Annotated in this window: 20 protein-coding genes; 7 read left to right on the forward strand and 13 right to left on the reverse strand. The window is 66.4% G+C overall.

The window, feature by feature from the left end; translation table 11 throughout:
- Positions 1-69: 69 nt before the first annotated feature.
- Positions 70-672 (reverse strand): TetR/AcrR family transcriptional regulator, encoded by a 603-nt coding sequence (locus PDM29_RS02195; protein ID WP_125357883.1) that lies wholly within the window; start codon positions 670-672, stop codon positions 70-72.
- Between the two features lie 143 nt (positions 673-815).
- Here PDM29_RS02195 and PDM29_RS02200 point away from each other — a divergent pair, with 143 nt between their 5' ends.
- The gene (locus PDM29_RS02200; protein WP_311192271.1) at positions 816-1,736 is read left to right on the forward strand and encodes an alpha/beta fold hydrolase; all 921 of its coding nucleotides are present in this window, start codon (positions 816-818) and stop codon (positions 1,734-1,736) included.
- The gene (locus PDM29_RS02205) at positions 1,733-4,210 is read left to right on the forward strand and encodes an acyl-CoA dehydrogenase (RefSeq protein WP_311192272.1); all 2,478 of its coding nucleotides are present in this window, start codon (positions 1,733-1,735) and stop codon (positions 4,208-4,210) included. Before PDM29_RS02200 ends, PDM29_RS02205 begins: the two co-directional genes overlap by 4 nt.
- Before the next feature lie 154 nt (positions 4,211-4,364).
- On the opposite strand, the gene PDM29_RS02210 is transcribed toward PDM29_RS02205, so the two are convergent.
- Both PDM29_RS02210 and PDM29_RS02215 read right to left on the reverse strand, forming a co-directional pair.
- The gene (locus PDM29_RS02210) at positions 4,365-4,721 is read right to left on the reverse strand and encodes a DUF1304 domain-containing protein (protein WP_311192273.1); all 357 of its coding nucleotides are present in this window, start codon (positions 4,719-4,721) and stop codon (positions 4,365-4,367) included.
- Positions 4,722-4,749: 28 nt separating this feature from the next.
- A complete protein-coding gene (locus tag PDM29_RS02215; protein ID WP_311192274.1) occupies positions 4,750-6,087 on the reverse strand; it encodes an NTP/NDP exchange transporter in 1,338 nt (445 codons plus the stop codon).
- A 78-nt stretch (positions 6,088-6,165) separates the two neighbouring features.
- Here PDM29_RS02215 and PDM29_RS02220 point away from each other — a divergent pair, with 78 nt between their 5' ends.
- Entirely contained in the window at positions 6,166-7,758 is a 1,593-nt protein-coding gene (locus tag PDM29_RS02220) for a GMC family oxidoreductase (RefSeq protein ID WP_311192275.1), read from the forward strand.
- 141 nt (positions 7,759-7,899) lie between these two features.
- Positions 7,900-9,297, forward strand: coding sequence for a serine hydrolase domain-containing protein (locus tag PDM29_RS02225; protein ID WP_311192276.1), 1,398 nt, complete (start codon positions 7,900-7,902; stop codon positions 9,295-9,297).
- Between the two features lie 144 nt (positions 9,298-9,441).
- On the opposite strand, the gene PDM29_RS21010 is transcribed toward PDM29_RS02225, so the two are convergent.
- On the reverse strand, positions 9,442-9,990 hold the full coding sequence (locus PDM29_RS21010) for a hypothetical protein (protein WP_425508704.1): 549 nt from the start codon (positions 9,988-9,990) through the stop codon (positions 9,442-9,444).
- 159 nt (positions 9,991-10,149) lie between these two features.
- On the opposite strand from PDM29_RS21010, the gene PDM29_RS02235 reads away from it, so the two are divergent.
- A complete protein-coding gene (locus PDM29_RS02235) occupies positions 10,150-10,413 on the forward strand; it encodes a hypothetical protein (RefSeq protein ID WP_311192277.1) in 264 nt (87 codons plus the stop codon).
- A gap of 430 nt (positions 10,414-10,843) precedes the next feature.
- Here PDM29_RS02235 and gcvH read toward each other — a convergent pair whose 3' ends face one another.
- The 6 genes from gcvH to nudE all read right to left on the reverse strand — a co-directional run bounded on the left by gcvH (position 10,844) and on the right by nudE (position 14,994).
- On the reverse strand, positions 10,844-11,239 hold the full coding sequence (gcvH, locus tag PDM29_RS02240; protein WP_311192278.1) for a glycine cleavage system protein GcvH: 396 nt from the start codon (positions 11,237-11,239) through the stop codon (positions 10,844-10,846).
- A 54-nt stretch (positions 11,240-11,293) separates the two neighbouring features.
- Complete coding sequence (gcvT, locus tag PDM29_RS02245; RefSeq protein ID WP_311192279.1) at positions 11,294-12,406, reverse strand: glycine cleavage system aminomethyltransferase GcvT; 1,113 nt, start codon at positions 12,404-12,406, stop codon at positions 11,294-11,296.
- Positions 12,407-12,488: 82 nt separating this feature from the next.
- Complete coding sequence (locus PDM29_RS02250) at positions 12,489-12,812, reverse strand: YnfA family protein (RefSeq protein WP_311192280.1); 324 nt, start codon at positions 12,810-12,812, stop codon at positions 12,489-12,491.
- Positions 12,809-13,621 (reverse strand): nucleoside triphosphate pyrophosphohydrolase, encoded by an 813-nt coding sequence (gene mazG, locus PDM29_RS02255; RefSeq protein ID WP_311192281.1) that lies wholly within the window; start codon positions 13,619-13,621, stop codon positions 12,809-12,811. Before mazG ends, PDM29_RS02250 begins: the two co-directional genes overlap by 4 nt.
- Before the next feature lie 24 nt (positions 13,622-13,645).
- Positions 13,646-14,449: a 3'(2'),5'-bisphosphate nucleotidase CysQ gene (cysQ, locus tag PDM29_RS02260; protein WP_311192282.1), complete on the reverse strand. Its 804-nt coding sequence runs from the start codon at positions 14,447-14,449 to the stop codon at positions 13,646-13,648.
- The gene (gene nudE / locus PDM29_RS02265) at positions 14,446-14,994 is read right to left on the reverse strand and encodes an ADP compounds hydrolase NudE (RefSeq protein ID WP_311192283.1); all 549 of its coding nucleotides are present in this window, start codon (positions 14,992-14,994) and stop codon (positions 14,446-14,448) included. The genes cysQ and nudE overlap by 4 nt, the downstream gene beginning before the upstream one ends.
- 62 nt (positions 14,995-15,056) lie before the next feature.
- Here nudE and bioA point away from each other — a divergent pair, with 62 nt between their 5' ends.
- Both bioA and PDM29_RS02275 read left to right on the forward strand, forming a co-directional pair.
- Positions 15,057-16,448, forward strand: a complete 1,392-nt coding sequence (gene bioA, locus PDM29_RS02270; RefSeq protein ID WP_311192284.1) for an adenosylmethionine--8-amino-7-oxononanoate transaminase — start codon at positions 15,057-15,059, stop codon at positions 16,446-16,448.
- Positions 16,439-17,173, forward strand: a complete 735-nt coding sequence (locus tag PDM29_RS02275) for a 16S rRNA (uracil(1498)-N(3))-methyltransferase (RefSeq protein WP_311192285.1) — start codon at positions 16,439-16,441, stop codon at positions 17,171-17,173. The genes bioA and PDM29_RS02275 overlap by 10 nt, the downstream gene beginning before the upstream one ends.
- A 104-nt stretch (positions 17,174-17,277) precedes the next feature.
- Here the strand turns inward: PDM29_RS02275 and PDM29_RS02280 are convergent, their stop codons facing one another.
- Genes PDM29_RS02280 through PDM29_RS02290 form a run of 3 tightly spaced genes read right to left on the reverse strand, consistent with a single transcriptional unit; the run spans position 17,278 to position 25,647 of the window.
- A complete protein-coding gene (locus PDM29_RS02280) occupies positions 17,278-17,751 on the reverse strand; it encodes a chemotaxis protein CheW (RefSeq protein WP_311192286.1) in 474 nt (157 codons plus the stop codon).
- Positions 17,752-17,783: 32 nt separating this feature from the next.
- The gene (locus PDM29_RS02285; RefSeq protein WP_311192287.1) at positions 17,784-19,109 is read right to left on the reverse strand and encodes a chemotaxis protein CheB; all 1,326 of its coding nucleotides are present in this window, start codon (positions 19,107-19,109) and stop codon (positions 17,784-17,786) included.
- Entirely contained in the window at positions 19,096-25,647 is a 6,552-nt protein-coding gene (locus PDM29_RS02290; protein ID WP_311192288.1) for an Hpt domain-containing protein, read from the reverse strand. The genes PDM29_RS02285 and PDM29_RS02290 overlap by 14 nt, the downstream gene beginning before the upstream one ends.
- Positions 25,648-25,731 lie beyond the last annotated feature (84 nt).

Below are 25,731 nucleotides of genomic sequence, written 5' to 3' on the forward strand. Positions count from 1 at the left end.
CGCGTATCGAGGCTTCAGACACGAAAAAGGCCACGTTTCCGTGGCCTTTCTCAGAGCTTCTGATCGCACTCAACCGATCGGAATCAACGTCTCGATCACGTGCTCCACATACGCTTCAAAGTCTTCGCGCGCCTGCTTGGGCTGCTGCAACTGCAGCGACAGTTGCAGGAAGCCGACATACGCCGCGTAAGCCAGGCGCGCGCGGTGCTGCGCATCGGTACGGCTCAAGCCCGCCTGACGGAACGAGGCCACCAGGTATTCAAGACGGCGGTGCGAAACGCGGTCGATCACCGGGCGCACCATCGGATGGTCCAGCGCCTTGAGCAGTTCGCTGTAGATGATGTGCGGCTGCACTTCGTGCGCGACCACCTGGAACAGCTGGCGCAGACGCGCACGCGGATCAGGCACGTCTTCCAGGCTGCCGAACACCTGTTCCTGCTCGAACAGCTCCCAGCGCTCCAGCGCCGCCTGCAGCAGCGCATCGCGCGACGGGAAATGCCAGTAGAAACTGCCCTTGGTCACCCCCAGACGCCGGGCCAGCGGCTCCACCGCCACCGCGCCCACGCCTTGTTCAGCGATCAGATCCAGAGCCGCCTGGGCCCAGTCCTCCGCACTCAGGCGGCTGTTGCGGCCGGCACGGGGCTCGCCGGCGGAAGCTTCAGGTTCATTCATGCTGATGATTTAACCATACGCCGAGGTTGGTTTGTGTGGAATTGACAGATCGGGTCAACGCGAAGACCCCGATGGGGCGGGCCTTCACGGCCACCATACCGAGGGGTATTGACTTGCTCGACGGCAGGTCCATACTAGCGAGTATGGTAACGCCCATCACTACATCAACCGCCTTCACCGATGCGCGCGTCACCGCCGCGCACGACAGCGTGCTGGGGGTCAGCCAATCTGGGCCAGGCCGCCGCGGCACCGTGTTGTTCGCGCATGGTTTTGGCCAGACCCGGCATGCCTGGACGGCCACCGCGCAGGCACTGGTGGCTGCCGGCTATCAGACCCTGGCGTACGACGCGCGCGGTCATGGCGACTCGGATTGGAATGCCGACGACCTGCCCTATCACGGCGAACAGTTCGCTGATGATCTGATCGTGCTGGCCGGCGAACAGCCGCAGCCGCCGATCCTGGTCGCTGCCTCGATGGGCGGCCTGTTCGGCCTGCTGGCCGAGGCCCGCTGGCCGGGGTTGTTCTCGGCGATGGTGCTGGTGGACATCACGCCGCGCTGGGACACAGCTGGGGTGGAGCGCATTCTGGCCTTCATGACCGCGCATCCGCACGGATTCGAGTCGCTGGCCCAGGCTGCCGACGTGATCTCCGCCTACATGCCGCATCGCCCGCGCAAGTCCGAAAGCTCGCTGCGCGCCCTGCTGCGCGAAGACGGCCACGGCCGCTGGCGCTGGCATTGGGATCCGCGCCTGGTGGCCGAGCTGGCCCGCGACAGCGAACAGCACCAGGACGCGCTTGCCGAAGCGGCGCGTCAGGTGAAATGCCCGGTGCTGCTGGTCAGCGGCGGGCGCAGCAATCTGGTCACCCCGCAGACGGTGGCCGAATTCCTGGCCTTGGTGCCACATGCACGGCACGTGCAGCTGCCGGAGGCCACACACATGGTCGCCGGTGATGACAACAATGCCTTTACCGCCACTGTGTTGGACTATCTGGACGTGTTGCCCTCGGCCTCCGCCGTGGCACTGTCCGCCGCAACCGAGCACGTCACCGGAGCACGCTCATGAGCCTTGTCATTCCCTTCCTTGCCATCCTGCTGGCAGGCGCGTTCGTCGCCTACCACCGGATGCGCCTGATCACCTGGACGCTGCTCAGCCTTGCGCTGCTGGCGGCGTGCTGGTTCATTCCCTACGTCAACCAGACCGCGACCATCGTTGCGGCCGCGGTCGTGGCGGTCATTGCCGTGCCGCTGCTGCTGCCGTTCATCCGCAAGCCGCTGTTGACCGGCCCGATGATGAAGGTGTTCCGCAAGGTGCTGCCGCCCCTGTCGCAGACCGAGCGCATCGCGCTGGAAACCGGTTCGGTCGGTTTCGAGGGCGAGCTGTTCACCGGCGACCCGGACTGGAACAAGCTGCTCAATTACCCAAAGCCGCAGCTCACCGCTGAAGAACAGGCCTTCCTGGATGGCCCGGTCGAAGAGCTGTGCAAGATGGTCAACGACTGGGAAATCACCCACGTCCACGCCGACCTGCCGCCGGAGCTGTGGAGCTACATCAAGAAGAACAAGTTCTTCGGCATGATCATTCCGAAGGAATACGGCGGCCTGGGCTTCAGCGCGCTGGCTCACCACAAGGTGATCCAGAAGCTGGCGTCGGTGTCGAGCGTGGTCAGCTCCACCGTCGGCGTGCCGAACTCGCTGGGCCCGGGTGAACTGCTGGTGCATTACGGCACCCAGGCGCAGAAGGACCTGTACCTGCCGCGTCTGGCCGATGGCCGCGAAGTGCCCTGCTTCGGCCTGACCGGCCCGTTTGCCGGTTCCGACGCCACCTCGATCCCCGACTACGGCATCGTCTGCAAGGGCGAGTGGAACGGCGAGCAGGTGCTGGGCGTCAAGCTCACCTTCGACAAGCGTTACATCACCCTGGCCCCGGTCGCGACGCTGATCGGCATGGCCTTCCGCATGTACGACCCGGACGGCCTGATCGGCACCACCCGCGACATCGGCATCACCCTGGGCCTGCTGCCGCGTGACACCGCCGGCGTGGAAATCGGCCGTCGCCATTTCCCGCTGAACTCGACCTTCCAGAACGGTCCGATCCGCGGCAAGGACATCTTCATTCCGCTGACCCAGCTGATCGGTGGCGCGGAGATGGCCGGCAAGGGCTGGAACATGCTCAACGAGTGCCTGGCCGTGGGCCGTTCGATCACCCTGCCCTCCACCGCCAGCGGCGGTGCCAAGGCCGGCGCAGTGGTCACCGGTGCCTACGCGCGCATCCGCAAGCAGTTCGGCCTGTCGGTCGGCCGCTTCGAGGGCGTAGAAGAAGCGCTGGCCCGCATTGGCGGCAAGGCGTACAAGATCAGCGCGCTGTCGCAGGCCACCGCCGCTGCGGTGGACCGTGGCGACGTGCCGTCGGTGCCGTCGGCGATTGCCAAGTACCACTGCACCAACATGAGCCGTGAAGTGATCTCGGACGTGATGGACGTGATCGGCGGCAAGGGCATCATCCTGGGGCCGCGCAATTTCGCCGGCCGCAGCTGGCAGGCGGCCCCGATCGCGATCACCGTGGAAGGTGCCAACATCATGACCCGCAGCCTGCTGATCTTCGGCCAGGGTGCGATCCTCTGCCACCCGTGGGTGCTGCAGGAAATGAAGGCGGCGCAGGACCCGGACACCCGTGCCGGTCTGCAGGCCTTCGACCGCAGCCTGTTCGGCCACATCCGCTTCGGCATCTCCAACGCGGTGCGTTCGTTCTGGTTCGGCCTGACCGGCGCGCGCTTCGGTGCAGCTCCGGGTGACGCGTACACCCGCCGTTATTTCCGCAAGCTGGACCGTTACTCGGCCAACCTGGCGCTGATGGCGGACATCTCGATGATGACGCTGGGCGGCAAGCTGAAGTTCAAGGAATCGCTGTCAGGTCGCCTGGGCGATGTGCTGAGCCACATCTACATGACCAGCGCGATGCTCAAGCGTTATCACGACGAAGGCGCGCCGACGGCCGACCAGCCGCTGCTGGCCTGGGCGTTCCATGACAGCGTGCACAAGATCGAAGAGTCGCTGTCGGCGGCGCTGCGCAACTTCCCGATCCGTCCTATCGGCTGGCTTATGTGGGCGCTGATCTTCCCGTTCGGCCGTCGCGCCGAAGCCCCGGGCGACCGCCTGAGCCGTCGGGTCGCCGCACTGCTGATGGCCCCGGGCGAAGCCCGCGACCGTCTGGCCAATGGCGTGTTCCTGACCCCGTGCGAAAACAACCCGGGTGGCCGCATCAACAGCTACCTGGCCAAGGCGATCATGGCCGAGCCGGTGGAACGCAAGTTCCTGAAGGCACTGAAGACCAAGGGCATCGAAGCCCTGGACTTCGCCTCGCAGCTGGACGAAGCCGTTGCCGAAGGCGTGATCAGCCAGGACGAGCGCACGCTGCTGGAAGAGCTGCGCACGCTGACCCTGGACACGATCACCGTGGACGACTTCGATCCGCACGAACTGCGTTCGGCCACCTACTACGACCGCCAGGGCAAGGACCCGCAGTCGCAGGCGGCGTGACGCGCGGTTGAGGGATTCATGAGAACGGCGGACTTCGGTCCGCCGTTTTTCTTTGCGCTTGCGGCATCACCTGGTTGCGGGCGATCCGTGTCGCCGGGCAAGCCCGGCTCTACGTACCGATTGCAATCGCAGCCCGATGGGCCGCGTCACCCGATCACGCCGGGACGAACCACCAGGCAATAGCAGCGAGGATGGCCGGCACGGACTGGATGAAGAAGATGCGCTTGTTGACGCTGCACGCGCCGTACAGGCCAGCCACGATCACGCAGCCGAGCATGAAGTTGACCAGCATCGGCAGGTGGTCGAACAGGCCCCAGAACAGACCGGCGGCGAGGAAGCCGTTGTAAAGGCCCTGGTTGGCCGCAAGCACACGGGTGAGCTCAGCCTTCTCCGGCGTGTTGCGGAAGGTCTTCAGGCCCAGCGGTTTGGTCCAGAGGAACATCTCCAGCACCAGAAAGTACACGTGCAGCAGGGCGACCACCAGGGTCAGGATCAGCGCGGTCCAGTACATGGGCTAGCCTCGAAGGAAGGCTGACAGCTTACTCCGACCGCTCCACCGGCAGCTTCTTTTCTTCACGCAGCACGCCAAATGCCGACGCGGTCATGATCACCGCCGCGGCGACGCCACCGATGAACACCACCGACGAACCAAACAGCGACAGCCCCTTGTGCAGCCAGGTGAAGCTCAGGTCCGCGCCCCGGTAAACGACCGTGTCGATGGCCGCGCCGGCCTTGTAGCGCCACTGGCGGTCGACCCGGGTGTAGATCGTCTCGCGTGCTGGCTTGCCGAGAGCGAACTCGCTGGCGCGCGTCGTTACCTGCACGATCGCCACCATCACCGGCAGCGGCGACGCGGCCAGCACAGAGAAGCCGGCAATGATCGCGAAGCCCGGGATCAGCAGCGCCGGCGCGATGCCGAAGCGCGACAGCAGCCAGCGGGTCAGTCCGAGCTGCAGCACCAGAGTGAGCGCGTTGACGGCCAGGTCCACGCGCGAGAAGAACGCCGTGCTTGCCGCCGGGTCGGTGTACAGGCGGCGCACGATGGATGCCTGCTCGTTGTACAGCAGCGTGCCCACGCCCACCCCGAACACCACCATCGCCGCCAACCAGCGCAGCAACGGTTCGCGCGCGATCAGCTTCAGCCCGTCCAGCACGCTGCCGCCCATCGGGGTCTCGCCGGACACCAGCTGCGCCTGCTGCTCGCGCGCAACGGCCCACAGGCGCAGCCGCCAGATGCAGACCAGGCACACGCACAGGAAGCCGGCCGACACCAGCATCAGGTTGGCGATGCCCACCCGCTGCACCAGCGAGGCGGTCAGGATCGGCCCCAGGAAGGCGCCAATCGTGCCCGCCGCGCCGATGTAGCCGTAGTACGCCCGCGCCTGCGCGTTGGAGAACACGTCCGCCATGAAGCTCCAGAACACTGCCACCGCGAACAGGTTGAACACCATCACCCAGAAAAAGAACGCCATGCCACGACCCGGCACGTTGCTGTTGAACAGCAGGTAGAAGCCCAGCAGGGTGACGATGAAGAAGCCATACACCACTGGCAGGAACACGCGGCGTGGATAGCGGCTCACCAGTGCCCCATACAGTGGCTGCAGCACCAGCATGATCAGGAACACGCAGGTGAACAGGAACTGCAGCACGAAGTCCTGCAGCGCGATCCCGTGGCCCGCGAACCAGGCGATAAGTGACGGCGGGAACACTGTCTGCAGATCGGACGAGGCGGCCATCGCTTCGCGCACCGGGCGCAGCACGTAGTAGCCGCTGAGCAGGCAGAAGAAGTACAGCCCCGCCCACAACAGCGGTGGCGACTGGCGCAAGGCCTGACGCAGGCTGGGGCGTCCGCCCCCCTGGAATTGCGGAGTGCTCATTGCAGCGCAAGGTAAACGATGCACTGCAACACCGCCAGCCTCTGCCCTATGCTGGCGGCTCACCGTTGGGGAACGGACATGTACGACTACATCATTGTCGGTGCCGGTTCGGCCGGTTGCGTGCTGGCCAACCGGCTCAGCCAAGACCCGCACTGTCACGTGCTGCTGCTCGAAGCCGGTCCCGCTGACCGCAATCCCTTCATCCACATGCCGGCCGGCCTGGCCCGGCTGGTCAACAACCGGCGCATCAACTGGAACCTGTACACCGAACCCGAGCCCGCGCTGGACGGACGCCGGCTGTGGTGGCCGCGCGGCAAGGTGCTGGGTGGCTCCAGCGCCATCAATGCCATGTGCTACATACGCGGCGTGCCGGCCGACTATGACGGCTGGGCCGCCGGCGGTGCCACTGACTGGAGCTGGGGCCAGGTGTTGCCGTGGTTCCTGCACAGCGAGCACAACAGCCGCGGAGCCAGCGCGCTGCACGGTGTGGATGGCCCCCTGTCGGTGTCGGACCTGCGCCACCACAACCCGCTGTCTGCGGCATTCGTGGACGCGGCCGAACAGGCCGGGCATGCACGCAATGATGATTTCAATGGTGCCACCCAACTGGGTGCCGGGATGTATCAGGTCACCCAGCGCAATGGCGCGCGCTGCTCCAGCGCGACAGCGTGGCTGCGGCCGGCGCGGACGCGGCCCAACCTCACCGTGCTGACCGGCGCACAGGTGCGCGCCGTCAGCTTCCAGGACAGCACCGCCACCGGCGTGTACTACCAGCATCGAGGCCAGCACGTACATGCACGGTCGAGCGCGGAGGTCATTCTCAGCGCCGGGGCGATCCACTCGCCCCACCTGCTGCTGCTCTCGGGCGTCGGACCCGAAGCTGCGTTACGTACGCATGGGATTCGCGCGCGCGTCGATCTGCCCGGTGTCGGCGGCAACCTGCAGGACCATCTCGACATCTGCACCCTGGTGCATACCCGCCCCGGAGTGAGCTACGACCGCGCCAACCAGGCCAGGATCGCCTTCGACTACTTCCTGCGCGGCCACCGCGGTGCCGGCACCAGCAACATCGCCGAGGCCGGTGCCTTCGCCCGTTCGCCCCTGGCCAGCGATGCGCGTGCCGACGTGCAGTTCCATTTCGTGCCGGCGATGCTGGACGACCATGGGCGGCACCGGCTGCCCGGGGACGGCTATACCCTGCATGCCTGCGCGCTGCACCCGCGCAGTCGGGGTCGGATCTCGCTTCGCGATGCCGATCCGCTGTCGCCTCCGCGGATCCAGGCCAACTATCTGGGCGATGCAGAAGGCCACGACCTGGCCATGATGCGCGCCTGCGCACGGATGTCAGCGCAGATTCTGGAGCAGTCCGCGTTCGACCCCTGGCGTGGCGCTCCGATCTTCCCGGACGTCCGCAACCCGGAAAACGCGGCGCTGGATGCGTTCATCCGTGCCAAGGCCGAAACCATCTACCACCCGGTTGGCACCTGCGCGATGGGCGTGCATCCCGATGCCGTGGTCGATCCCCGGCTGCGCGTGCACGGGCTGCAGCGCCTGCGCGTGGTGGATGCGTCGATCATGCCCACCCTGACCAGCGGCAATACCAACGCACCCACGCTGATGATTGCAGAGCGGGCGGCGCACTGGATCCGGGAGGATGCAGGAGCGAGCTGAACGGGGACGTGACGCTGTGCGTCAAAAGCGTACAAAAATCACCATTTTTCAATGTGATACGCATTCATCTTCGCTTCGTTTGTGCAATCACGAAAAGCGGCGCTAGAATCGGTCACAGCAGTCGCGCACGGGCCCCATACGATGAAACACAACAGCAGGCGCCGACCGATCCGTTCGGCGGCCACCGGTTTGCTGGGCATGCTGATGCCCATCGCCCTGTCTTCCACCGCGCAGACACCGGCGGCGATGCCGGCCGGGTTCCCGGTCAACATCGAGAACAGCGCCGCGCCGAACGTGCCGCACACCCAGCCGGCGGCCTACCGCACTACCTCGCTCGCCCCGAAGGTGCAGCCCCCGGCTGAGAGCTTCAACGTGGCCGCGATCGAATCGATGGCCCAGCAGCTGACCTATGGCGAACGCGTACCGGGCATGGCGGTGGCCATCGTCCAGGGCGGTCGCGTGCTCAGCGCGCGCGGCTATGGCGTCACCGACGTCAACAACCCGCAGATCGTGGATGCCCACACCGTGTTCCGCCTGGCGTCGCTGTCCAAGGCCTTCGCCGGCACCATGGCCGGGCTGCTGGTCAACGACGGCACCCTGCGCTGGGACAGCAAGGTCACCGACTATGTACCGGGCTTCCAGTTGAGTTCACCGGAAGCCACCGAGCGCCTCACCGTGGCCGACCTGCTCAGCCACCGCGTCGGCCTGCCCTACAACGCCTACGACCGCGACATCGAGGCCAACGCCGAGTACTACACGCTGACCCACAAGCTGGCCTCGACCTCGCTCAAGTGCCTGCCGGGCGATTGCTACGCGTACCAGAACGTGGCCTTCAGCCTGATCGGCGACGTGGTGTACGCCGCCTCCGGCAGCTTCTACGAGCAGTCGGTGGAACGCCGCCTGTTCAAGCCGCTGGGCATGAATGACGCCAGCATGGGGCTGGCCGGCATCCAGGCGAGCTCGCGCTGGGCTCGCCCGCACGTGCGTAGCCGCAATGGCTGGGTATCGTTGAACCCGAAGCCGACCTACTATCGCCTGGCTCCGGCGGCCGGCGTCAACGCCAGCGCCAGCGACATGGCGCAGTGGCTGCTGGCCCACACCGGCCATCGTCCGGACGTGCTGCCGGCTCCGCTGCTGGCGACACTGCACTCCACGCTGATCAACACACCGGGCGAGATGCGTTCGGGCTGGCGCCGCCAGCGCCTGCACTCGGCCGGCTACGCGCTGGGCTGGCGCAACTTCGACTATGCCGGGCATGAAGTGATCTTCCATGCCGGCGCGGTGCAGGGCTACCGTGGCCTAGTGGCACTCGTGCCCGAGCGCGACCTGGGCATCGCCATCATGTGGAACGGTGAGAGCAGCCTGCCCAGTGGCCTTCTGCCGACCGTGCTGGACCAGGCGATGGGCCTGCCGAGCCAGCGCTGGCTGGACGTGGACACGGACTTCGGCAGCGACAACCTGATGGTGGAAGACAGCGCGCCGGCACCGGGTAAGCGCAAGGGGGCTTCGGCGGATCGGGCTGTGGCGTCACCGCGGTAAGGTGTCCCTGCGCGGATGGATTTGAAGAAGGCGGCCGATGGCCGCCTTCTTCGTTATTGCGGTTTTCTTTGCGGCGCAAAAAAAAACCCCCTCCCCGCTGGGCATCCGGGGAAGGGGGTTTCAGGTACGGCTATCGGGAATGGATCAGATCAGCGGTGCCGGAGTTGCCGGCAGAGCGACCGGTGCAGCCTTCTTCTTGCGGACCGCCGGCTTGCGCTTGGCGACCTTCTTCACAGCCTTCTTCGCAGTCGCCTTCTTGGCGGTGGCCTTCTTGGCGACCTTACGGACGGCCTTCTTGGCACCGGCCTTCTTGGCGACCTTGCGGACGGCCTTCTTGGCGGTCTTCTTGACGGCCTTCTTGGCAGTCTTCTTGGCGGCGGCCTTCTTGGCTACCTTCTTGACGGCCTTCTTTGCACCGGCCTTCTTGGCGACCTTGCGGACGGCCTTCTTCGCGGTCTTCTTGGCTGCCTTCTTGGCGGTCGCCTTCTTCGCGACCTTCTTGACGGCCTTCTTCGCCGTCTTCTTCACTGCCTTGCGGGCAGCGGCCTTCTTGGCGACCTTCTTCACAGCCTTCTTGGCGGTTGCCTTCTTGGCTGCCTTCTTCACGGTCTTCTTGGCCGCAGCCTTCTTTGCGACCTTCTTGACGGCCTTTTTAGCGGCCGGCTTTTTCTTCGCAGCTTTCTTGGTTGCCATGATATGGCTCCTCGTCAGTGATCTATGGAGTTGAAACGCCCAGTTGAAACAAACCCGCTAGCTGGTGCCAGCGGGGACCGCCGTCGCGTCATGCGCGTCGTGACGGATACGGTGATGCCTGCCATGTACCACCCGGCAGGAATCGAATGAGGGGTGCCCTTGCTTTTCACCGAGGGAAGCGAAGCCGACTCCACCGTCATCGGACTCGAGGCGGATGTCCTGGTTGTGCTTCGCGACTGGATGTCGATTCTGCTCACTCTCTTGGCAGGCAAGGTCTGCTGGGCGAAACCTAATCACGCTTTTTTTGACTGTCAACAACCCCCGCGAAAAATTTTCACGCCGACACCCTTCCGCGCGCTTCCGGAAGCGACGTCCGGAACACCCGCCGACGCCTTCGGCGGCACCCTTGCGCCGACGCATTGAGGGCGCATCGAAGACAACCGCTGAAAGAAAAGCACTTAAAAGAAGCACTTTCGCAAACGACACCTGCGTTGCGGTCGAACGGCGACGTCGAAACGGTGACAGCCGCCGATGGCTCCGGCAATGAAGCAACACCGGACCGAAACGGTCGAAAAAACTTTTCACATCGACCCATGCTTTTTTCTTCCGGATTGGCAGAAATGCGCAAACTTTTGACCGCCGATCGGACGCGCGACGGCATCGATCACGCACCCCGAAGGCGTTCGATCGACCCGACTCATGCCGTCGAACGCACCCGGTTCGACTACCCCGGCATGAGCAGAGTCGTGTCCGCATCACCCCATCCATCACGTACGGATAACAGATACACCGCCGATGTCGGAAAAAAAAACGGCCGCACAAGGCGGCCGTCCGGTTCGGTGCGAACGCGACCTCAGTGGTCGTCGTTCTCCAGCACCTCGGCATAGTCGTCCGGGCCGAGCAGGTCGTTGATCTCTTCCTTGTTGGACAGTTCGACCACGAACATCCAGCCGTCGCCATAAGCGTCTTCGTTGATGGTTTCCGGCTTGTCGGTCAGGGCGGAGTTGACCTCGACCACGGTGCCGCTGATCGGGCTGTAGACGTCCGAGGCCGCCTTGACCGACTCGACCACGGCGATCTGCTCGCCGGCCTTGGCCTGGGCACCCACCTCAGGCAACTCGACGTAGACCAGGTCGCCGAGCAGGCCCTGGGCATGGTCGGAAATACCGATGGTGACGCGGCCGTCGCCTTCGACACGGGCCCACTCGTGGGACTTGAGGAACTTGAGGTCGCCGGGGATCTCGCTCATGGAACTGCTCCGAGAAAATTTGGGGGTCAGAAAAACGGGGGTAGTGTAACCAACTCAACCTTCAGCCAGAACGCCGGGCTGGGCCTGGCCTTCACGCACGAACGGGAACTTGACCACGCGCACCGGCACCTGCCGGCCGCGGATGTCCACATGCACCTGGCCGGGATCACCGGCAGGAACACGCGCAAACGCGATGCCCTTGCCCAGGGTCGGGGAGAAGGTGCCGGACAGAATCTCGCCACTGCCACCGGCGGTGAGCACGGACTGGCCGTGACGCAGCACGCCCTTCTCGTCCATCACCAGGCCGATCATCTGGCGCGCGGTACCACTGGCCTTCTGCGCCTCCAGCACCTCACGACCGATGAAGTCACGACCTTCGTCCAGTGCGACGGTCCAGGCCAGCGCCGCTTCGAACGGCGAGATCGCTTCGTCCATGTCCTGGCCGTACAGATTCATGCCGGCTTCCAGGCGCAGCGTATCGCGTGCACCCAGGCCAGCCGGGCGCACGCCCGCCGCGGCGAGCGCGTTCCAGAACGCGATCACGTGGCTCTGCGGCACCAGAATCTCAAAGCCGTCTTCGCCGGTGTAGCCGGTGCGCGCGACGAACAGTGCCGCGCCCTGGGCACCGGTGACCTCGGCCGCGGCGAACCGACCCAGCTTTTCCAGAGCGGCGCGGTCGCCCTCGTTCAGCAGGCCGATGACCTTGGCGCGCGCATGCGGGCCCTGCACGGCGATGATGGCCAAGTCTTCGCGCTCGGTGACCTGCACGTTGAAGGCGGCCGCCTGCTCGCGGATCCAGGCCAGGTCCTTTTCGCGGGTGGAGGCATTGACCACCATGCGGAAGAAGTCCTCGGCCAGGAAATAAACGATGAGGTCGTCGATCACCCCGCCCTGCGGGTTGAGCATGCACGAGTACAGTGCCTTGCCCGGCACCTTGAGCTTGTCCACCGAATTGGCCAGCAGCCGGCGCAGGAACGGACGCACCTGCTCGCCATGCAGGTCGACCACGGTCATGTGGCTGACGTCGAACATGCCGGCGTCGGCGCGCACCAGATTGTGCTCGTCCAGCTGCGAGCCGTAATGGATGGGCATGTCCCAACCACCAAAATCGACCATCTTGGCACCGAGCGCACGGTGGGTTTCGTTGAGCAGCGTCTTCTGGGTCATGACCACGGTCCGGGGGATGAAAAGCAAAACCTATTATCGCCGATGCATCCCCGGAACGCGTGCGGCGCTGCGGTATTGCGCGTCAGGCGGTGCGCGGGGCGAACATGATCACCGCCATGCCGGCCAGGCACAGTGCGACGCCCAGCACGTCCCAGCGACCGGGGCGGATGCCGTCAACTACCCACAGCCAGGCCAGCGCGGTGCCGATGTAGACGCCGCCATAGGCGGCATAGACGCGGCCACTGGCGGCGGGGTGCAGGGTCAGCAACCAGGCGAACAACGCCAGACTCGCCGCTGCCGGCAGCAGCAGCCAGATGCTGCCGCCCTTGCGCAGCCATAGCCAGGGCAGGTAGCAACCGACAATCTCGGCTACTGCGGTCAGAATGAAAAGCAGCAGCGTCTTCACGACGCCGGCTCGGTCGCTTTCACCCGCTGCCAGAGTTGCTCCTGTGCGTCGAGGTCGAGGTCGGCCATGGCCTGCCCATCACGCGCCGCCTCCTCTTCCATCGCGCGGAAGCGGCGCTCGAATTTCAGGTTGGCCTGACGCAGTGCAGCACCCACATCCACCTGCGCATGCCGGGCCAGATTGGCGCAGACGAACAGCAGGTCACCCAGCTCCTCCTGCAGGCGAGCGGCGTTGTCCGCTACCGGTCCGCGCGCGAACTCCGCGGCGACTTCATCCAGTTCCTCACGCACTTTGTCCATCACCGGACCGGGACCGGGCCAGTCAAAGCCTACCCGCGCAGCGCGCGACTGCAGCTTCACTGCGCGTTGCCATTCCGGTAGCCCGCGCGAGATTCCCGCCAGCGCGGACGTATCGGCATCGCCCTTGGCCGCACGCTCGGCGCGCTTGATTGCCTCCCAGTTGACCATCACATCCTCCGCCCCGGTCACGTCCACCTGCGCGAACACGTGCGGATGACGACGCTGCATCTTGTCGCTGATCGCGCGGGCCACCTCGGCGAAGCCGAACGCCCCCTGCTCGCTGGCCATCTGCGCATGGAACACCACCTGCAGCAGCAGGTCGCCCAGTTCGTCACACAGGTCATCGAGGTTGCCACGGTCGATGGCATCGGCCACCTCGTAGGCTTCCTCGATCGTGTACGGCGCAATGGTGGCGAAGTTCTGCTCCAGGTCCCACGGGCAGCCCTGCTGCGGATCGCGCAGACGCGCCATGATGCCCAGCAGGCGTTCCAGTTCGGCGGTGGCAGACATCACAGCTCCAGCGTGAAAAAGAAATCAGTCAGGCATCCAGCTGCGCCAGGGCAACCGGGTGTCACCCAGCGCGATGAAATCGCCATTCAACAGGGTCTCACGCCGGTTGTAGCGGAACGGCTTGCCGGTGGCCGCCGACAGCACCGCGCCGCCCGCCGCATGCAGCACGCACTGGCCAGCGGCGGTGTCCCATTCAGCGGTCGGACCCAGCCGCGGGTAGACATCCAAGGTGCCCTCGGCAAGGCGACAGAACTTCAGCGATGAGCCCTGGGCGATCACTTCAATGTCGCCCATCCGCGCCAGCAGCGATTCGGTTTCCGGGCTTCGGTGCGAACGGCTGGCCGCCACCCGCAGCGGGGGCTGCGCCGGCGCGCGTGCACGCAGCACTGAATCGTGCATGCCCTCGCGCCGATAGGCCAACTCGCCCCGCATGGCGTGCCAGATGACGCCGGTGACCGGTGCCAGCACCACGCCGAAGGCCGGAGCTCCCTGGTAGATCAGCGCGATGTTGACGCTGAACTCGTCATTTCGTTTTACGAACTCACGGGTGCCATCAAGCGGATCCACCAGCCAGTAAGCCCCCCAGTGCTGCCGTACCTCCCAGGGCACCAGCGCGGATTCTTCGGACAGGATTGGCAGGTCCGGAGTGAGCTGGGCCAGCCCGCGCTCGATCACGTCATTGGCCGCGCGATCGGCCGCAGTGACCGGGCTGCGGTCGGATTTCAGTTCGATCTCGAATGCGGTGGCGTACACCCCCATGATCGCAGCGGCCGCATCCTGCGCGATGGCAATGACGGTCTCGCGCAGATCGGTGGTGAGCTTGATCATGCCCCCTGCCCCAGCCACTCACGGGCAATGAACAGGGCCGCCAGCGAACGCCCTTCGGAGAAGTCGTCACGCAGCATCAGCTGGTCGAGTTCGGCCAGCTTCCACGGCACCACTTCCAGTTCTTCCGGTTCGTCACCGGGCAAGCGTTCCGGGTAGAGGTCGCGCGCCACCACCAGCCAGGACTGATGGCTCATGTAGGTGGGGGCCAGGGTCATGGGCCGCAGCACGTCCAGCCGATGCGCACCATAGCCGGCCTCCTCCTTCAACTCGCGGTTGGCCGCCTGCAGCGGCGTCTCGCCCGCGTCGATCCGGCCCTTCACCAGGCCGAGCTCATAACGGTGCACACCGGCCGCGTATTCACGGACCAGCAGCACCGTTTCCGCATCCAGCATGGGCACCACCACCACCGCGCCATGCCCGCGACTGACCAGGCGCTCAAAGCGGCGGCGTTCGCCGTTGGAGAACTCCAGGTCCAGGTGCTGGCGCTGGAACGGTCCGCTTTCCTCGTCGGTGATCTGATGGATGGTGGGCAGCGGGCGACTCATGCGGACAAGCTCGTGGAGGCCGATAGAATGCAGGTTGGTGAAAACGCGTTCATGAGCTCGAAATGCTAGCAGACCCAGCCCCCTCCCCGCTGGCCAGCCAGTGGCGACAACGCGATCTGGACGTGCTGTGGCACCCCTGCACGCAGATGCGCGAACACCCCGATACCCTGCCGCTGGTCCCAATTGCGCGGGGTGAAGGCCCCTGGCTGATCGATCACGACGGCCACCGCTACCTCGACGCGGTCAGCAGCTGGTGGACCAATCTGTTCGGGCATGCCGAGCCGCGCATCGGGGCCGCGATCGCCCGCCAGGCCACCCAGCTGGAACAGGTCATGCTGGCCGGCTTCAGCCATGAACCGGCGATTACCCTGGCCGAGCGGCTGCTGGCGCTGGCTCCGCGCCAGGCTGGCCGCGACCCACTGGCCAAGGTGTTCTACGCCGACAACGGCTCTGCCGGCGTGGAAGTGGCGCTGAAAATGGCCTTCCATTACTTCCGCAATCGGGGCGAACTGCATCGCACACGTTTTGTGGCGTTGGAGAATGGCTACCACGGCGAGACCCTGGGGGCCCTCTCAGTGGGCGATATCCCACTGTACCGGCGTGTGTATGCGCCGCTGCTGACCGAGGCCCTGTTCGCGCCGTCACCCGATGCCTATCTGGCCGAACCGGGACAAAGCGCGGCGCAGCGTGCCCACCAGGCCGCCGACGCCCTGGCCACTCTGTTCGACCAGCACCCCGGCGAGATCTGCGCGGTAATCCTCGAGCCGCGCCTGCAGTGCGCAGGCGGCATGCGCATGTACGACCCGGTCTATCTACAGCGGGCGCGTGAACTCTGTGACGCCAATGGCGCATTTCTGATCGCCGATGAGATCGCCACCGGCTTTGGGCGTACCGGCACCCTGTTCGCCTGTGAGCAGGCGGGGGTAATGCCCGACCTGCTTTGCCTGTCCAAAGGCCTGACCGGCGGCTTCCTGCCGCTGGCGGCGGTGCTGGCCACCCGGGCCCTGTATGACGCCTTCCTCGACGACAGCCGCGAGCGTGCGTTCCTGCATTCGCACAGCTACACCGGCAATCCATTGGCCTGTTCCGCCGCCCTGGCCACGCTGGATATCTTCGCGCAGGACAACATCATTGCCCGCAACCGCAGCACCGCCGCCGTGATGCGTTCACTGGCCGCCCCGTTTGCCGACCATCCCCACGTGGCCGACGTGCGTCAGGCCGGCATGGTGGTGGCCTTCGAACTGACCCGCAACGGCGACCGGCGCACGCCGTTCCCCGCCGCTGCGCGGGTCGGCCTGCACGCCTACAATGCCGCGCTCAGGCGTGGCGTGGTGCTGCGCCCACTGGGCAATGTGCTGTACTGGATGCCTCCCTACTGTGTGGAGGATGAGCAGCTGGAACTGCTGGCCCACACCACCCTGGCTGCCATCGAGGAAGCTGTTGCATGCGCATGACCCGTTCGTTCGTTGAGTTCCCGCTGGCCGTCGGCCAGCAGCTGTCGCTGCCCGAGGACGTGGCCAATCACCTGGTGCGGGTGATGCGGCTGCGCGAGGGCGAAAGCTGCGTGCTGTTCAATGGCGACGGGCAGGACTACAGCGCCACGCTGGTTGAACTGGGCAAGCGCAATGCGCAGGTCCGGATTGACGCCGTGCAGGCGCTGGACAACGAGTCGCCGCTGTCGATCACGCTGCTGCAGGGGATCGCACGCGGCGAAAAGATGGATCTGATCCTGCAGAAGGCGACCGAGCTGGGCGTGCAGGCCATCGTTCCGGTCAACGCCGAGCGAACCGAGGTGAAGCTGGATGCAGCCCGCGCCGAGAAGCGGCTGGCCCATTGGAACAGCGTGGTGGTCTCCGCCTGCGGACAATCCGGGCGCGCACGCGTGCCGTCGGTTACGGCACCGCAATCCCTGCTGGAGGCGGCGCGGAGTGTGCCTGCCGGGGCGCTCAAGCTGACCTTGGATCCGCTGGGCGAACATCGCCTGTCGACCCTGGCGGCGGCACCGGAGGGGGTGGTGATTGCGATCGGTCCGGAAGGCGGCTGGTCCCCGCGTGACCGGCTGGCCTTGGCCGAAGCGGGCTTCCAGGGATTGCAGCTGGGGCCGCGCATTCTGCGGACCGAAACGGCAGGGCTCGCCGCGATTGCGGCGGTGCAGGCGCGCCTGGGGGATCTGGGCTGACGACCAACGGTCGTCAGCTACCGGGCATCATCGATATTCGCACCGGGCGGTATCGCGATTCGAACCGGGCGGTAGGCAACGACCGTTGGTCGTTGCCCGAATGGTCAGGCCGCCACCGGGTGGGCCCGATCCAGCGCTTCTTCCACCGCATCCAGGTCGGGCAGCAGCGCGCTGCGCTCACCCAGCAGCACGCGCATGTGCACGCCGGTAGGCAGGGTTTCTTCGGACGCGTCGGCCAGCAGTCCGTCGCGCGGCACGGAAATCAACTGCGGGAAGTTCTGCGCGAGCATCGCGTAGTACGGTCGGCGCGGGTTGCCGCCCAGCGCCTTGAGCACCACCACCTTGTTCTTGCTGGCGACCATTTCATCGCCCAACCCGGCCAGCCGGGCGAACGACAGCAGCGGTACGTCCCAGCCGTGCCAGGCCAACTGGCCCAGCAACCACGCCGGGGCGTCGGCCACCGGGTGCACCTGCACGTTGGACATCATTTCGGCCACCGTCGCGTTCGGCAGCAGCACATGCTGCTGGCCGGTCTCGATCAGTACCCCACGGATTTCGTCGTTGCTGGCGTAGCTCATGGTGTCTTTCCTGATAGGGGGTGGGCGGCGCGTTACTCGCTCACGCCCCAGCGTTCGGCGATGGCAGCAGCCAGCTGCGGCGGGTCGCCGGCAGCCATGCCGGCAGCAACCACGGCACTGGCCGCGATCGGGTCGTAGCAGCCCTCACCGGTCTGGCCGGCCACCCAGCCACCGGCCACAGCCAGCGACAGCGCATCATCCACCAGGCGGGCATCGGCTCCGCTGAGCATGACCACCGCACTGTGTGCTGCCGGCAGCGCGCTGACCTGCACGCCTTCGACATCGGCGGTGAAATACAGGCCGCGGTTCTGCACACCCACGCCCACGTCGTCCGGCAGGATGTAGGCATTGCCCGCGACCACCGGCTGTTCGGATTCGGCCAGCAGCACCGGTAGCGCCGACACGCGCGCCATCTGCTTGACCAGGTTGCCGTAGCGGCCGCCGTCCAGTCGCATGTAGACCAGCACCGGCGCGGCCAGACCAGCCGGCAGCGACGCCAGCAGGCGACGCAGCGCGTCGGGGCCGCCGATGCCGGCCAGCACCAGCACCGCGCCCGGCGCGGCGTCGCTGGGCGGCAGATCCGGTTCAAGCTCGACCAGCGACAGACCGCCGGGGTGGATGTCTTCAGCCGGCTCGTCCTGCGCGTCCTCTACCAGCGCTGCGCGCTCGGTGGCGGCCGGAACGTCGTCGGTCTCGACCAGCGACCAGCTGCTGTGGTGACCCACAGCGGCCGGCGGCGCGGCAGCGGGTACCGGCGGCGGCGCGACAGGTGCCGGTACCGGCGAGGACTCTGCGGCCTGGATGGCAGCCAGGGCTTCCTCCAGTGACAGCGGCTCGCTGTAGCCTTCGCGGGCCGGGTACAGACCGTCGGCAGGCACTTCGGGCGCGGCATCGAAGGCTTCGCGCACGTGGAAATCCAGAGGGGCATCCGCATGCAGCTCGGCCGGCGTCACCGGCAGGCCGGGTTCCAGGTCGAGGATGCCTTCCTGTTCAGAGCCCGGCGGCAGCACGTCCTGATGGCCGTGCAGCTTGGCCACCAGATGACGCGCCCAGCGCTGCGCTTCCCAGCCTTCGCGACGCGCGGCCAGTTCGGCCTCGTCGAAGATCAGGGTCAGCGCCGGCGACGCCAGCACCGGGTCCAGTCGCTCCAGCGCTTCCTCGATGGCAGGCTCCAGCGCGACCAGCACAGCAGCCGCACCGGCCCCGCGCAGCGTATCCGCCTGCAGCGTATTGGGGTCTTCTTCCAGCACCACGCTGGCACCGGCCTGGACCAGTGCTTCACGCAGGCGCTCACGCGCGGGCCCGGTCCGGGCCAGCAGGGCGACCGACAGCGGCGAGATCAACTCATTCTCGGACACGGGCGATCCCCAGCAGGTCATACACGTTACGCATCAGGTCCAGCTCCTGGTACGGCTTGCCCAGGTAGCGCTGGACACCGATTTCAAAGGCGCGTTGACGGTGTTTGTCGCCGCTGCGCGAGGTAATCATCACGATCGGCACATCCTTGTAGCGCGGATCTGCACGCATGGTGGTGGCCAGTTCATAGCCGTCCATGCGCGGCATTTCGATATCCAGCAACATCAGGTCCGGCACGCGTTCTTCCAGGCGTTCCAGCGCTTCGATACCGTCGCGGGCAACCGCCACTTCGAAGTTGTGACGCTCGAGGATGCGGCCGGTCACCTTGCGCATGGTCAGCGAGTCGTCGACCACCATCACCAGCGGGACCTGGCGGTCGCTGGCCTGGGCGGTGGTGTCGACCGGCTTGATCGGGTTGGCCTGGTGACGACGCACCAGCGGTGCAACGTCCAGGATGACCACGACGCGGCCATCGCCGGTAATGGTGGCACCGTAGATACCCGGTACCGAGGCGATCTGCAGGCCGACCGGCTTGACCACGACTTCGCGGTTGCCCAGCACCTGGTCGATGGCCACGGCAGCACGCAGTTCACCGGCGCGCACCAGCAGCAACGGCACCTGATCCTGGCCTTCGGCCTTGGCCTGGCCCTGGCCGACCAGCGTGCCCAGGTCATGCAGGGCAAACTCTTCGCCGCCGTAGTGGTAGCCACCGTTGGCCGATTCGAAGCGCTCGCGCGAGATCCGGCCGATACCACTGACCGAGGCGACCGGCACCGCGAAGGTAGTTTCGCCGATCTGCACGAACACGGCCTGGGTGACCGCCAGGGTCTGCGGCAGGCGCAGAGTGAAGGTGACGCCCTTGCCACGCACCGAGTGGATGTCCACCGAGCCGCCGAGCTGGCGTACTTCGTTGTGCACCACGTCCATGCCCACGCCACGGCCCGCCAGCTGGCTGACCTGATCGGCGGTGCTGAACCCGGCAGCGAAGATCATAGCGTCCAGTTCGGCTTCGCTGATCTGCGCGCCGGCCTCGATCAGGCCACGCTGTTCGGCGCGGCGGCGGATCGCGTCGCGGTCCAGGCCGGCACCATCGTCGGCCACTTCCAGCACGATTTCCGAGCCTTCGCGGCGCAGACGGATGGCGATCTCGCCCTCTTCCGGCTTGCCGGCAGCGCGACGCTGCGCTGGCGTTTCCAGACCATGCGCGACCGAGTTGCGCAGCATGTGTTCCAGCGGCGCGACCATGCGGTCGAGCACGTTGCGGTCGAGTTCGCCGTGGGTACCGTCGAGGGTGACGTGCACCTGCTTGCCGGTGTCCTGGCCGGCCTGACGGACCACGCGACGCAGGCGCGGCACCAGGCCATCGAACGGCACCATGCGCGCACGCATCAGGCCATCCTGCAGTTCCGAGCTGACGCGCGACTGCTGCTGCAGCAGCACGTCGTACTGGCGCGACAGGTCGTCCAGCACGCCCTGCAGACCGCCAAGGTCGGCCGCCGATTCGTTCAGCGCACGGCTGAGCTGCTGCAGCGTGGAGAAGCGGTCCAGTTCCAGCGGATCGAACTTGTGATCCACCTGTTCCTGCTCGCGCTGGTAACGGGCGACGATCTGCGCTTCGGTTTCCAGGTCCAGACGGCGCAGCTGATCACGCAGACGGGCGTTGGTGCGGTCCAGTTCGGCCATGGCGCCGCGGAAGGCACCCAGCTGCTGTTCCAGACGCGAGCGGTAGATCGCCACTTCACCGGCATGGTTGACCAAGCGGTCCAGCAGGTCGGCGCGCACGCGCACCTGTTCCTGCTGCGGACGGGCCAGCATGTCGTCATCGGCGGCCGCTTCAAGCTGCACCGGAGCCGACAGCGGAGCCAGCTCGGCCAGCGGCGCGCGGCGTTCGACCACGATGGGGGCAACCGGAGCCGCGGCAACGGTTTCGACCGGTGCCTGCACCGGTGCCTGCGCGTCGACCACTGCAACTGCAGCCGGCACGTCTTCGACCGGTGCCGGATCCTGCGCGGCAGGCGCTTCGACAGTTGCCTCGACAGCAGGCACTTCGATAGCCGGCGCTTCCACGCTCGTCTCAATCGCTGCAGTTTCCGGCACGACGTCCTCGACCGGGGCTGCATCAATCTGCACCGGCGCGGTGTCCACGCTCTCGATCTCGGCTTCGACGCCCTCGACACGCCCCAGGGTGCGCTGTTCGAAGGCGTTGATCAGGTCGACCGGCATGGCGACCGCCTGGTGGTTGCCGGTGCGGGTCAGCATCTGGTGCAGGCGATCGAAACCACGCTCCAGCAGTTTGACGTCGGCGCGATCAATGTCGGTACGGTTGGCTGCGACGACTTCCAGCAGCGACTCGATGCTGTGGCCCAGGTCGCCGATGGCGTTGATGCCGGCCATGCGTGCACCACCCTTCAGGGTGTGCAGGTCACGCTGCAGCCCGGCCACCACTTCGCGGTCCTCGGGCGCATCGCGCAGCTCGCTGATCAGGCCGTCGCAGTGGTCCAGCAGGTCCTTGCCTTCTTCGACGAAGATGTCGACCAGCTCGCGGTCGAGCTGGCTGAAGTCGAGCGGCTCGACGTTGGCCTGGTCTTCCAGGACATCGTCGTGATCTGGATCGCTGACGACCGTTGCCACCAGCGGTGCCTCTTCCAGTTCAAACAGCGGTGCGGCGTCGTTCTGCGCACCGGCTTCAACACCGGCGAAGGCGTCGCTGTCGTTCTGGCCCGCCAGCGTGGCGTCCAGCGCAAGCAGGCCGTCGGCCGCCTCGCTGGTCTCGCCGTCGATCACGGTCAGGCCATCGTCCAGCGCCTGCTGCAGATCGACCGGCTCGCCGAACGCGGGGACCGGCGGCAGCACCTCGTCGAGTGCGTCGGTCGCGTCCTCCACCGATTCGGTGACCATACCCGGGTCGAAGTACTGCGACAGATCTTCGGCACCGGTGAGTTCCACCGATTCCAGACCGGCTTCGGAGACCGGGGCAACCGGTTCCTCAGCGCTGATGTCTGCAACGGCCGTCGCTTCCACCTCGACCACGTCGAGGCCCACCGGCAGGTCGGCATCGAAGTAGGCCGACAGGTCATCGCTGCCGGTCAGCTCCTGCACCGCCAAGCTGTCTTCAGCTGCCGCGGCGTCCTGGGCCGGCACGGCGTCGAACTCGACCACGCTCAGCGCGTCGCTTTCGACGATGGCCTGCTGCAGTTCCGGCGCGCTGGTGTCGTCCAACGTGGCCAGACCGCCCTGCACGTCGAACTGCGCGGCCAGCGCCGCCAGCTCCTGCGCGGTGGCATCCTGCGCGTCGCGCAGGCTGACTACGGACGTCAGCTCGGCCGCGATCGCGTCGTCGGCGTCGTCGTCCTGATCGCCTGCGTCAAGCTCGTCGGCGACCAGCGCCGGCCAGCGTGCTTCGGGCAGGGTTTCCGCCAGTGCCTGCAGTCGCGCGGCAAGTTCGGCCTGCGCGGGAATGCGCGGAGTCGGAGCCTGCAGTGCTTCCATGGTGGTGCGGATGGCCGCGGCAGCGGCATCAAGCGCGGCAACGCCTTCGGCATCGGGCAGTGCGTCGGCAGCCAGCGAACGCTTGATGAAGCTTTCGGCGGCACCGGTGACCGCGGTGATCTCCGGCACGTCGGTCATCGCGAACGCACCGTTCATGGTGTGCACGGCGCGCAGCAGCGCATCGGTGACCGGCTGCGGGCTGACCTTGGCCTGCTGCAACCAGGTCTGCAAGGTACCGTGATGGGTTTCGACTTCGGCTTCGAGGATCTCGCGCAGCACGTCGTCGATGTTGGCCGGGGTGCCGGTCAACACGTCTTCGACGACAGCTTCTTCGGCGAAAGCCGCTTCGACTACCGGGTCGACGACCGGTTCGCTCGCTGCCGCCGCTTCGACCGGCGCAACGGGGGCGGCTGCCGGACGCTGCAGCGGCACATGGAAGGTTTCCTCGCCCGCAGCAACACGATCGGCGATTCCCTGCATGGCCTGCAGATCGGCGTGCACGCGGCTGCCATCGCGCAGCGCGGCATTCAGCTGCGGCAGCACTTCATAAGCCTGGGTGACCATGGCGACCACGGCCGGCGACGCCGGGCGGGTGCCATCGAGCACGCGGTTGAGCATGCCCTCGATCTTCCAGCTGAACTCGCCAAGCGTACGCGCACCGACCAGTCGCCCACTGCCCTTCAGGGTGTGGAAGACGCGACGGATCGGACGCAGACGGTCCATGTTGTCGGGCGCGGCGCGCCAGACCGGCAACAGGTTGCCCAGGTTGACCAGTTCCTCGTCGAACTCTTCGATGAAGACGTCGCGGATGTCCTGGTCGATGTTTTCGCCGTCGTCCTCGAAACCCGCTTCGATGCTCTCGACCGCGTCGACGGCAAGTTCGGTGGGTGCTGCCTCGGTCGGCTCCGCCGCTGCCGGGGCCGTGCTGAACTGCGCCGCAGCGGCGTCCAGCTCGGCCAGGAACCGGGCCGATTCATCGTCCAGCTCGATCTTGCCGATCACGGCTTCCTGCACATTGGCGACCGGTGCCGACGAGGACGCGGCCACCGGCTCGGCGGCGGCCGGCACGTCCTCAAGTGCCGCATCGCCCTGCAGGAACGCAGGCAACGCTTCCACGTCGACGGTCGTACCCGGCTCGATGGTGTCGTCCACATTCAGCGACAGCACGTCGCCGGCATTGTGAAGCGCGTCATCGACGGTGAATTCAATGGGTTCGTCGTGCAGCTCCAGCGAGTCGCTTTCCGCAGCCACCGGATCAAATGCCGAACCGGCGGTGATGGGCGACGGGGCCACAGCGTCGAGGTCCGCTTCAATGCCCGCTTCGGCATCGAAGCCGTCCAGCGAGATCGGCGCGATGTCCAGCGCAGTGCCGTCCCAGCGACCGGTGGTGTCTTCGCCCTCGGCCTGCACCGGATCGAAGCTGGCAAAGGTGGGAGCCACTTCATCGTGCGGCGTTTCAGCGGCCGCCGCTTCGCTGCGATCTTCATGCGCGAGCGTCCACTTCGGCGCGTCGGCTGCCACCGGAGCGGTAGAGGCTTCAAACACCAGCGGCGGCAGAACGCGTGCAGTGGGTGCTTCGGCGACCGGGGCCACCACGGCTGGCTCAGCCACGTCCGGCGTAACCGCAGCAGGTGCGGGGTCAAAGGTGAAGTCCGGAAGCGGTGCCGGCGCAACCTCGCCGGGCGCAGGTGCGGCCGGGGTGACCTCGATCGGCACCGGCTCGAGCGCGACCGGGGCGATGGGCGCAATCGGCTCCGGCGTAACCGCCAGCACCGGCGCTTCCGCCTCGACGACGGCCTGCTGCTCAGCCGGCAGCGGCCAGTAGCGGAGCGTTTCCAGGCTGGTGCGGGTGATGTCCAGAATGTCTTCGCGACCCGGGCGACGCTCGCGCAATGCCTCGAGGTAGTACTCCAGGCTGGCCATGGCGTCGGCCAGCGTATCCAGCTGACGACCGCTGGGCACGCGCTGGCGGCCGATCAGCTCCACCGCGATGTACTGACGTACACCCTGCAGGTAGTCGGCCGGCAGCGGAAGATCCAGCATGCGCAGCGCGCCGGCGACTTCGCCGAGCAGGCGCGGCACTTCGTCCAGTTGCTGGTGGTTCCAGTTGGTTTCAATGAAAGCGACGAAATGCTCACGGGCAGCCGCGAAATTTGCGATCGCCTCATGCGCCAGCACTTCCAGCGTGCGGCGGCCTTCCACTGCGCTCGGATCTTCTTCGCCGCTGCCGCTAGCCCCCAGGTGCGCGACCTGGTCGTCCAGCGAAGCGTCCACGTACAGCAGCGCGCCGGCGATATCCAGCAGCATGCCTTCGTCAATCTGCTGTTCGCCCTGGACCACGCTGGTCAGCGCATCGCGCTGCTGCACGACCACGCCACGGGCCACGCCCAGGCCCATCATGCCCAGGGTGTCAGCCACGGCGCCCAGTTCATTGACCTGGGTCTGCAGCTGGCCCGGCTCGCCGCCGGTGCGCAGATGCAGGTCCAGCGCATCCTTGATGCGCAGCAGTTCTTCCTTGACCGCGTTGCCGACGGTATCAAGCAGCTCACGGTTGCGCCCGCTCAGGCTGCCGCGCGCGTGGTCGAGCTCGGCTTCAGTGGCACTGGCGCTTTCCGGAGCGAAGGCGAACAGCACGCTTTCATTGATACCCGGCGCGCCTCGCGCGGCGCGGATCTCGTTGAGCAGCGGCAGCAGCACGATCGGAATATCGCGGTGACCGTTCTGCAGGCGCTCCAGATAATCGGGCAGCAGCACGCTGCCGCGCATCAGGGTGGCACAGGCTTCGTCACGGTCCGGCACCTGGCCCGCACCGACGGCGTTGGCCAGCTGCTCCATTTCCTCGGCGACCATGGCCGGTGCATACAGCTCCACCATGCGCAGGGTGCCCTGCACCTGGTGCAGGTAACCGGCGCAGAAGCGCATGCGGCTTCCGTCCGCCGGATCTTCCACGAAGTACTCGACCTCGTTGCGCACCTGGCGCAGGGTCTCGTCCAGCTCCGGCTTGACCCAGCCCAGAGCGGCGTGGCTCATGGCATCGCGCAGCGTGCTCATGCCGGTTCTCCCGGCAGGTGGGCGCGCATGTCGTGCTGTGAATTCTCGCGATGCATCATCTGCTGATTCCTTCCCTCTTCGCGC

The organism is Stenotrophomonas oahuensis (assembly GCF_031834595.1).
GTDB classification, from domain to species: Bacteria; Pseudomonadota; Gammaproteobacteria; order Xanthomonadales; family Xanthomonadaceae; genus Stenotrophomonas; species Stenotrophomonas oahuensis.

What these genes read in the sequence shown, in the direction of transcription:
- PDM29_RS02195 (WP_125357883.1), bottom strand. Translation starts at nt 672, where the DNA reads ATGAATGAACCTGAAGCTTCCGCCGGCGAGCCCCGTGCCGGCCGCAAC.
- PDM29_RS02200 (WP_311192271.1), top strand. Translation starts at nt 816, where the DNA reads ATGGTAACGCCCATCACTACATCAACCGCCTTCACCGATGCGCGCGTC.
- PDM29_RS02205 (WP_311192272.1), top strand. Translation starts at nt 1,733, where the DNA reads ATGAGCCTTGTCATTCCCTTCCTTGCCATCCTGCTGGCAGGCGCGTTC.
- PDM29_RS02210 (WP_311192273.1), bottom strand. Translation starts at nt 4,721, where the DNA reads ATGTACTGGACCGCGCTGATCCTGACCCTGGTGGTCGCCCTGCTGCAC.
- PDM29_RS02215 (WP_311192274.1), bottom strand. Translation starts at nt 6,087, where the DNA reads ATGAGCACTCCGCAATTCCAGGGGGGCGGACGCCCCAGCCTGCGTCAG.
- PDM29_RS02220 (WP_311192275.1), top strand. Translation starts at nt 6,166, where the DNA reads ATGTACGACTACATCATTGTCGGTGCCGGTTCGGCCGGTTGCGTGCTG.
- PDM29_RS02225 (WP_311192276.1), top strand. Translation starts at nt 7,900, where the DNA reads ATGAAACACAACAGCAGGCGCCGACCGATCCGTTCGGCGGCCACCGGT.
- PDM29_RS21010 (WP_425508704.1), bottom strand. Translation starts at nt 9,990, where the DNA reads ATGGCAACCAAGAAAGCTGCGAAGAAAAAGCCGGCCGCTAAAAAGGCC.
- gcvH (WP_311192278.1), bottom strand. Translation starts at nt 11,239, where the DNA reads ATGAGCGAGATCCCCGGCGACCTCAAGTTCCTCAAGTCCCACGAGTGG.
- gcvT (WP_311192279.1), bottom strand. Translation starts at nt 12,406, where the DNA reads ATGACCCAGAAGACGCTGCTCAACGAAACCCACCGTGCGCTCGGTGCC.
- mazG (WP_311192281.1), bottom strand. Translation starts at nt 13,621, where the DNA reads ATGTCTGCCACCGCCGAACTGGAACGCCTGCTGGGCATCATGGCGCGT.
- cysQ (WP_311192282.1), bottom strand. Translation starts at nt 14,449, where the DNA reads ATGATCAAGCTCACCACCGATCTGCGCGAGACCGTCATTGCCATCGCG.
- nudE (WP_311192283.1), bottom strand. Translation starts at nt 14,994, where the DNA reads ATGAGTCGCCCGCTGCCCACCATCCATCAGATCACCGACGAGGAAAGC.
- bioA (WP_311192284.1), top strand. Translation starts at nt 15,057, where the DNA reads ATGCTAGCAGACCCAGCCCCCTCCCCGCTGGCCAGCCAGTGGCGACAA.
- PDM29_RS02275 (WP_311192285.1), top strand. Translation starts at nt 16,439, where the DNA reads ATGCGCATGACCCGTTCGTTCGTTGAGTTCCCGCTGGCCGTCGGCCAG.
- PDM29_RS02280 (WP_311192286.1), bottom strand. Translation starts at nt 17,751, where the DNA reads ATGAGCTACGCCAGCAACGACGAAATCCGTGGGGTACTGATCGAGACC.
- PDM29_RS02290 (WP_311192288.1), bottom strand. Translation starts at nt 25,647, where the DNA reads ATGAGCACGCTGCGCGATGCCATGAGCCACGCCGCTCTGGGCTGGGTC.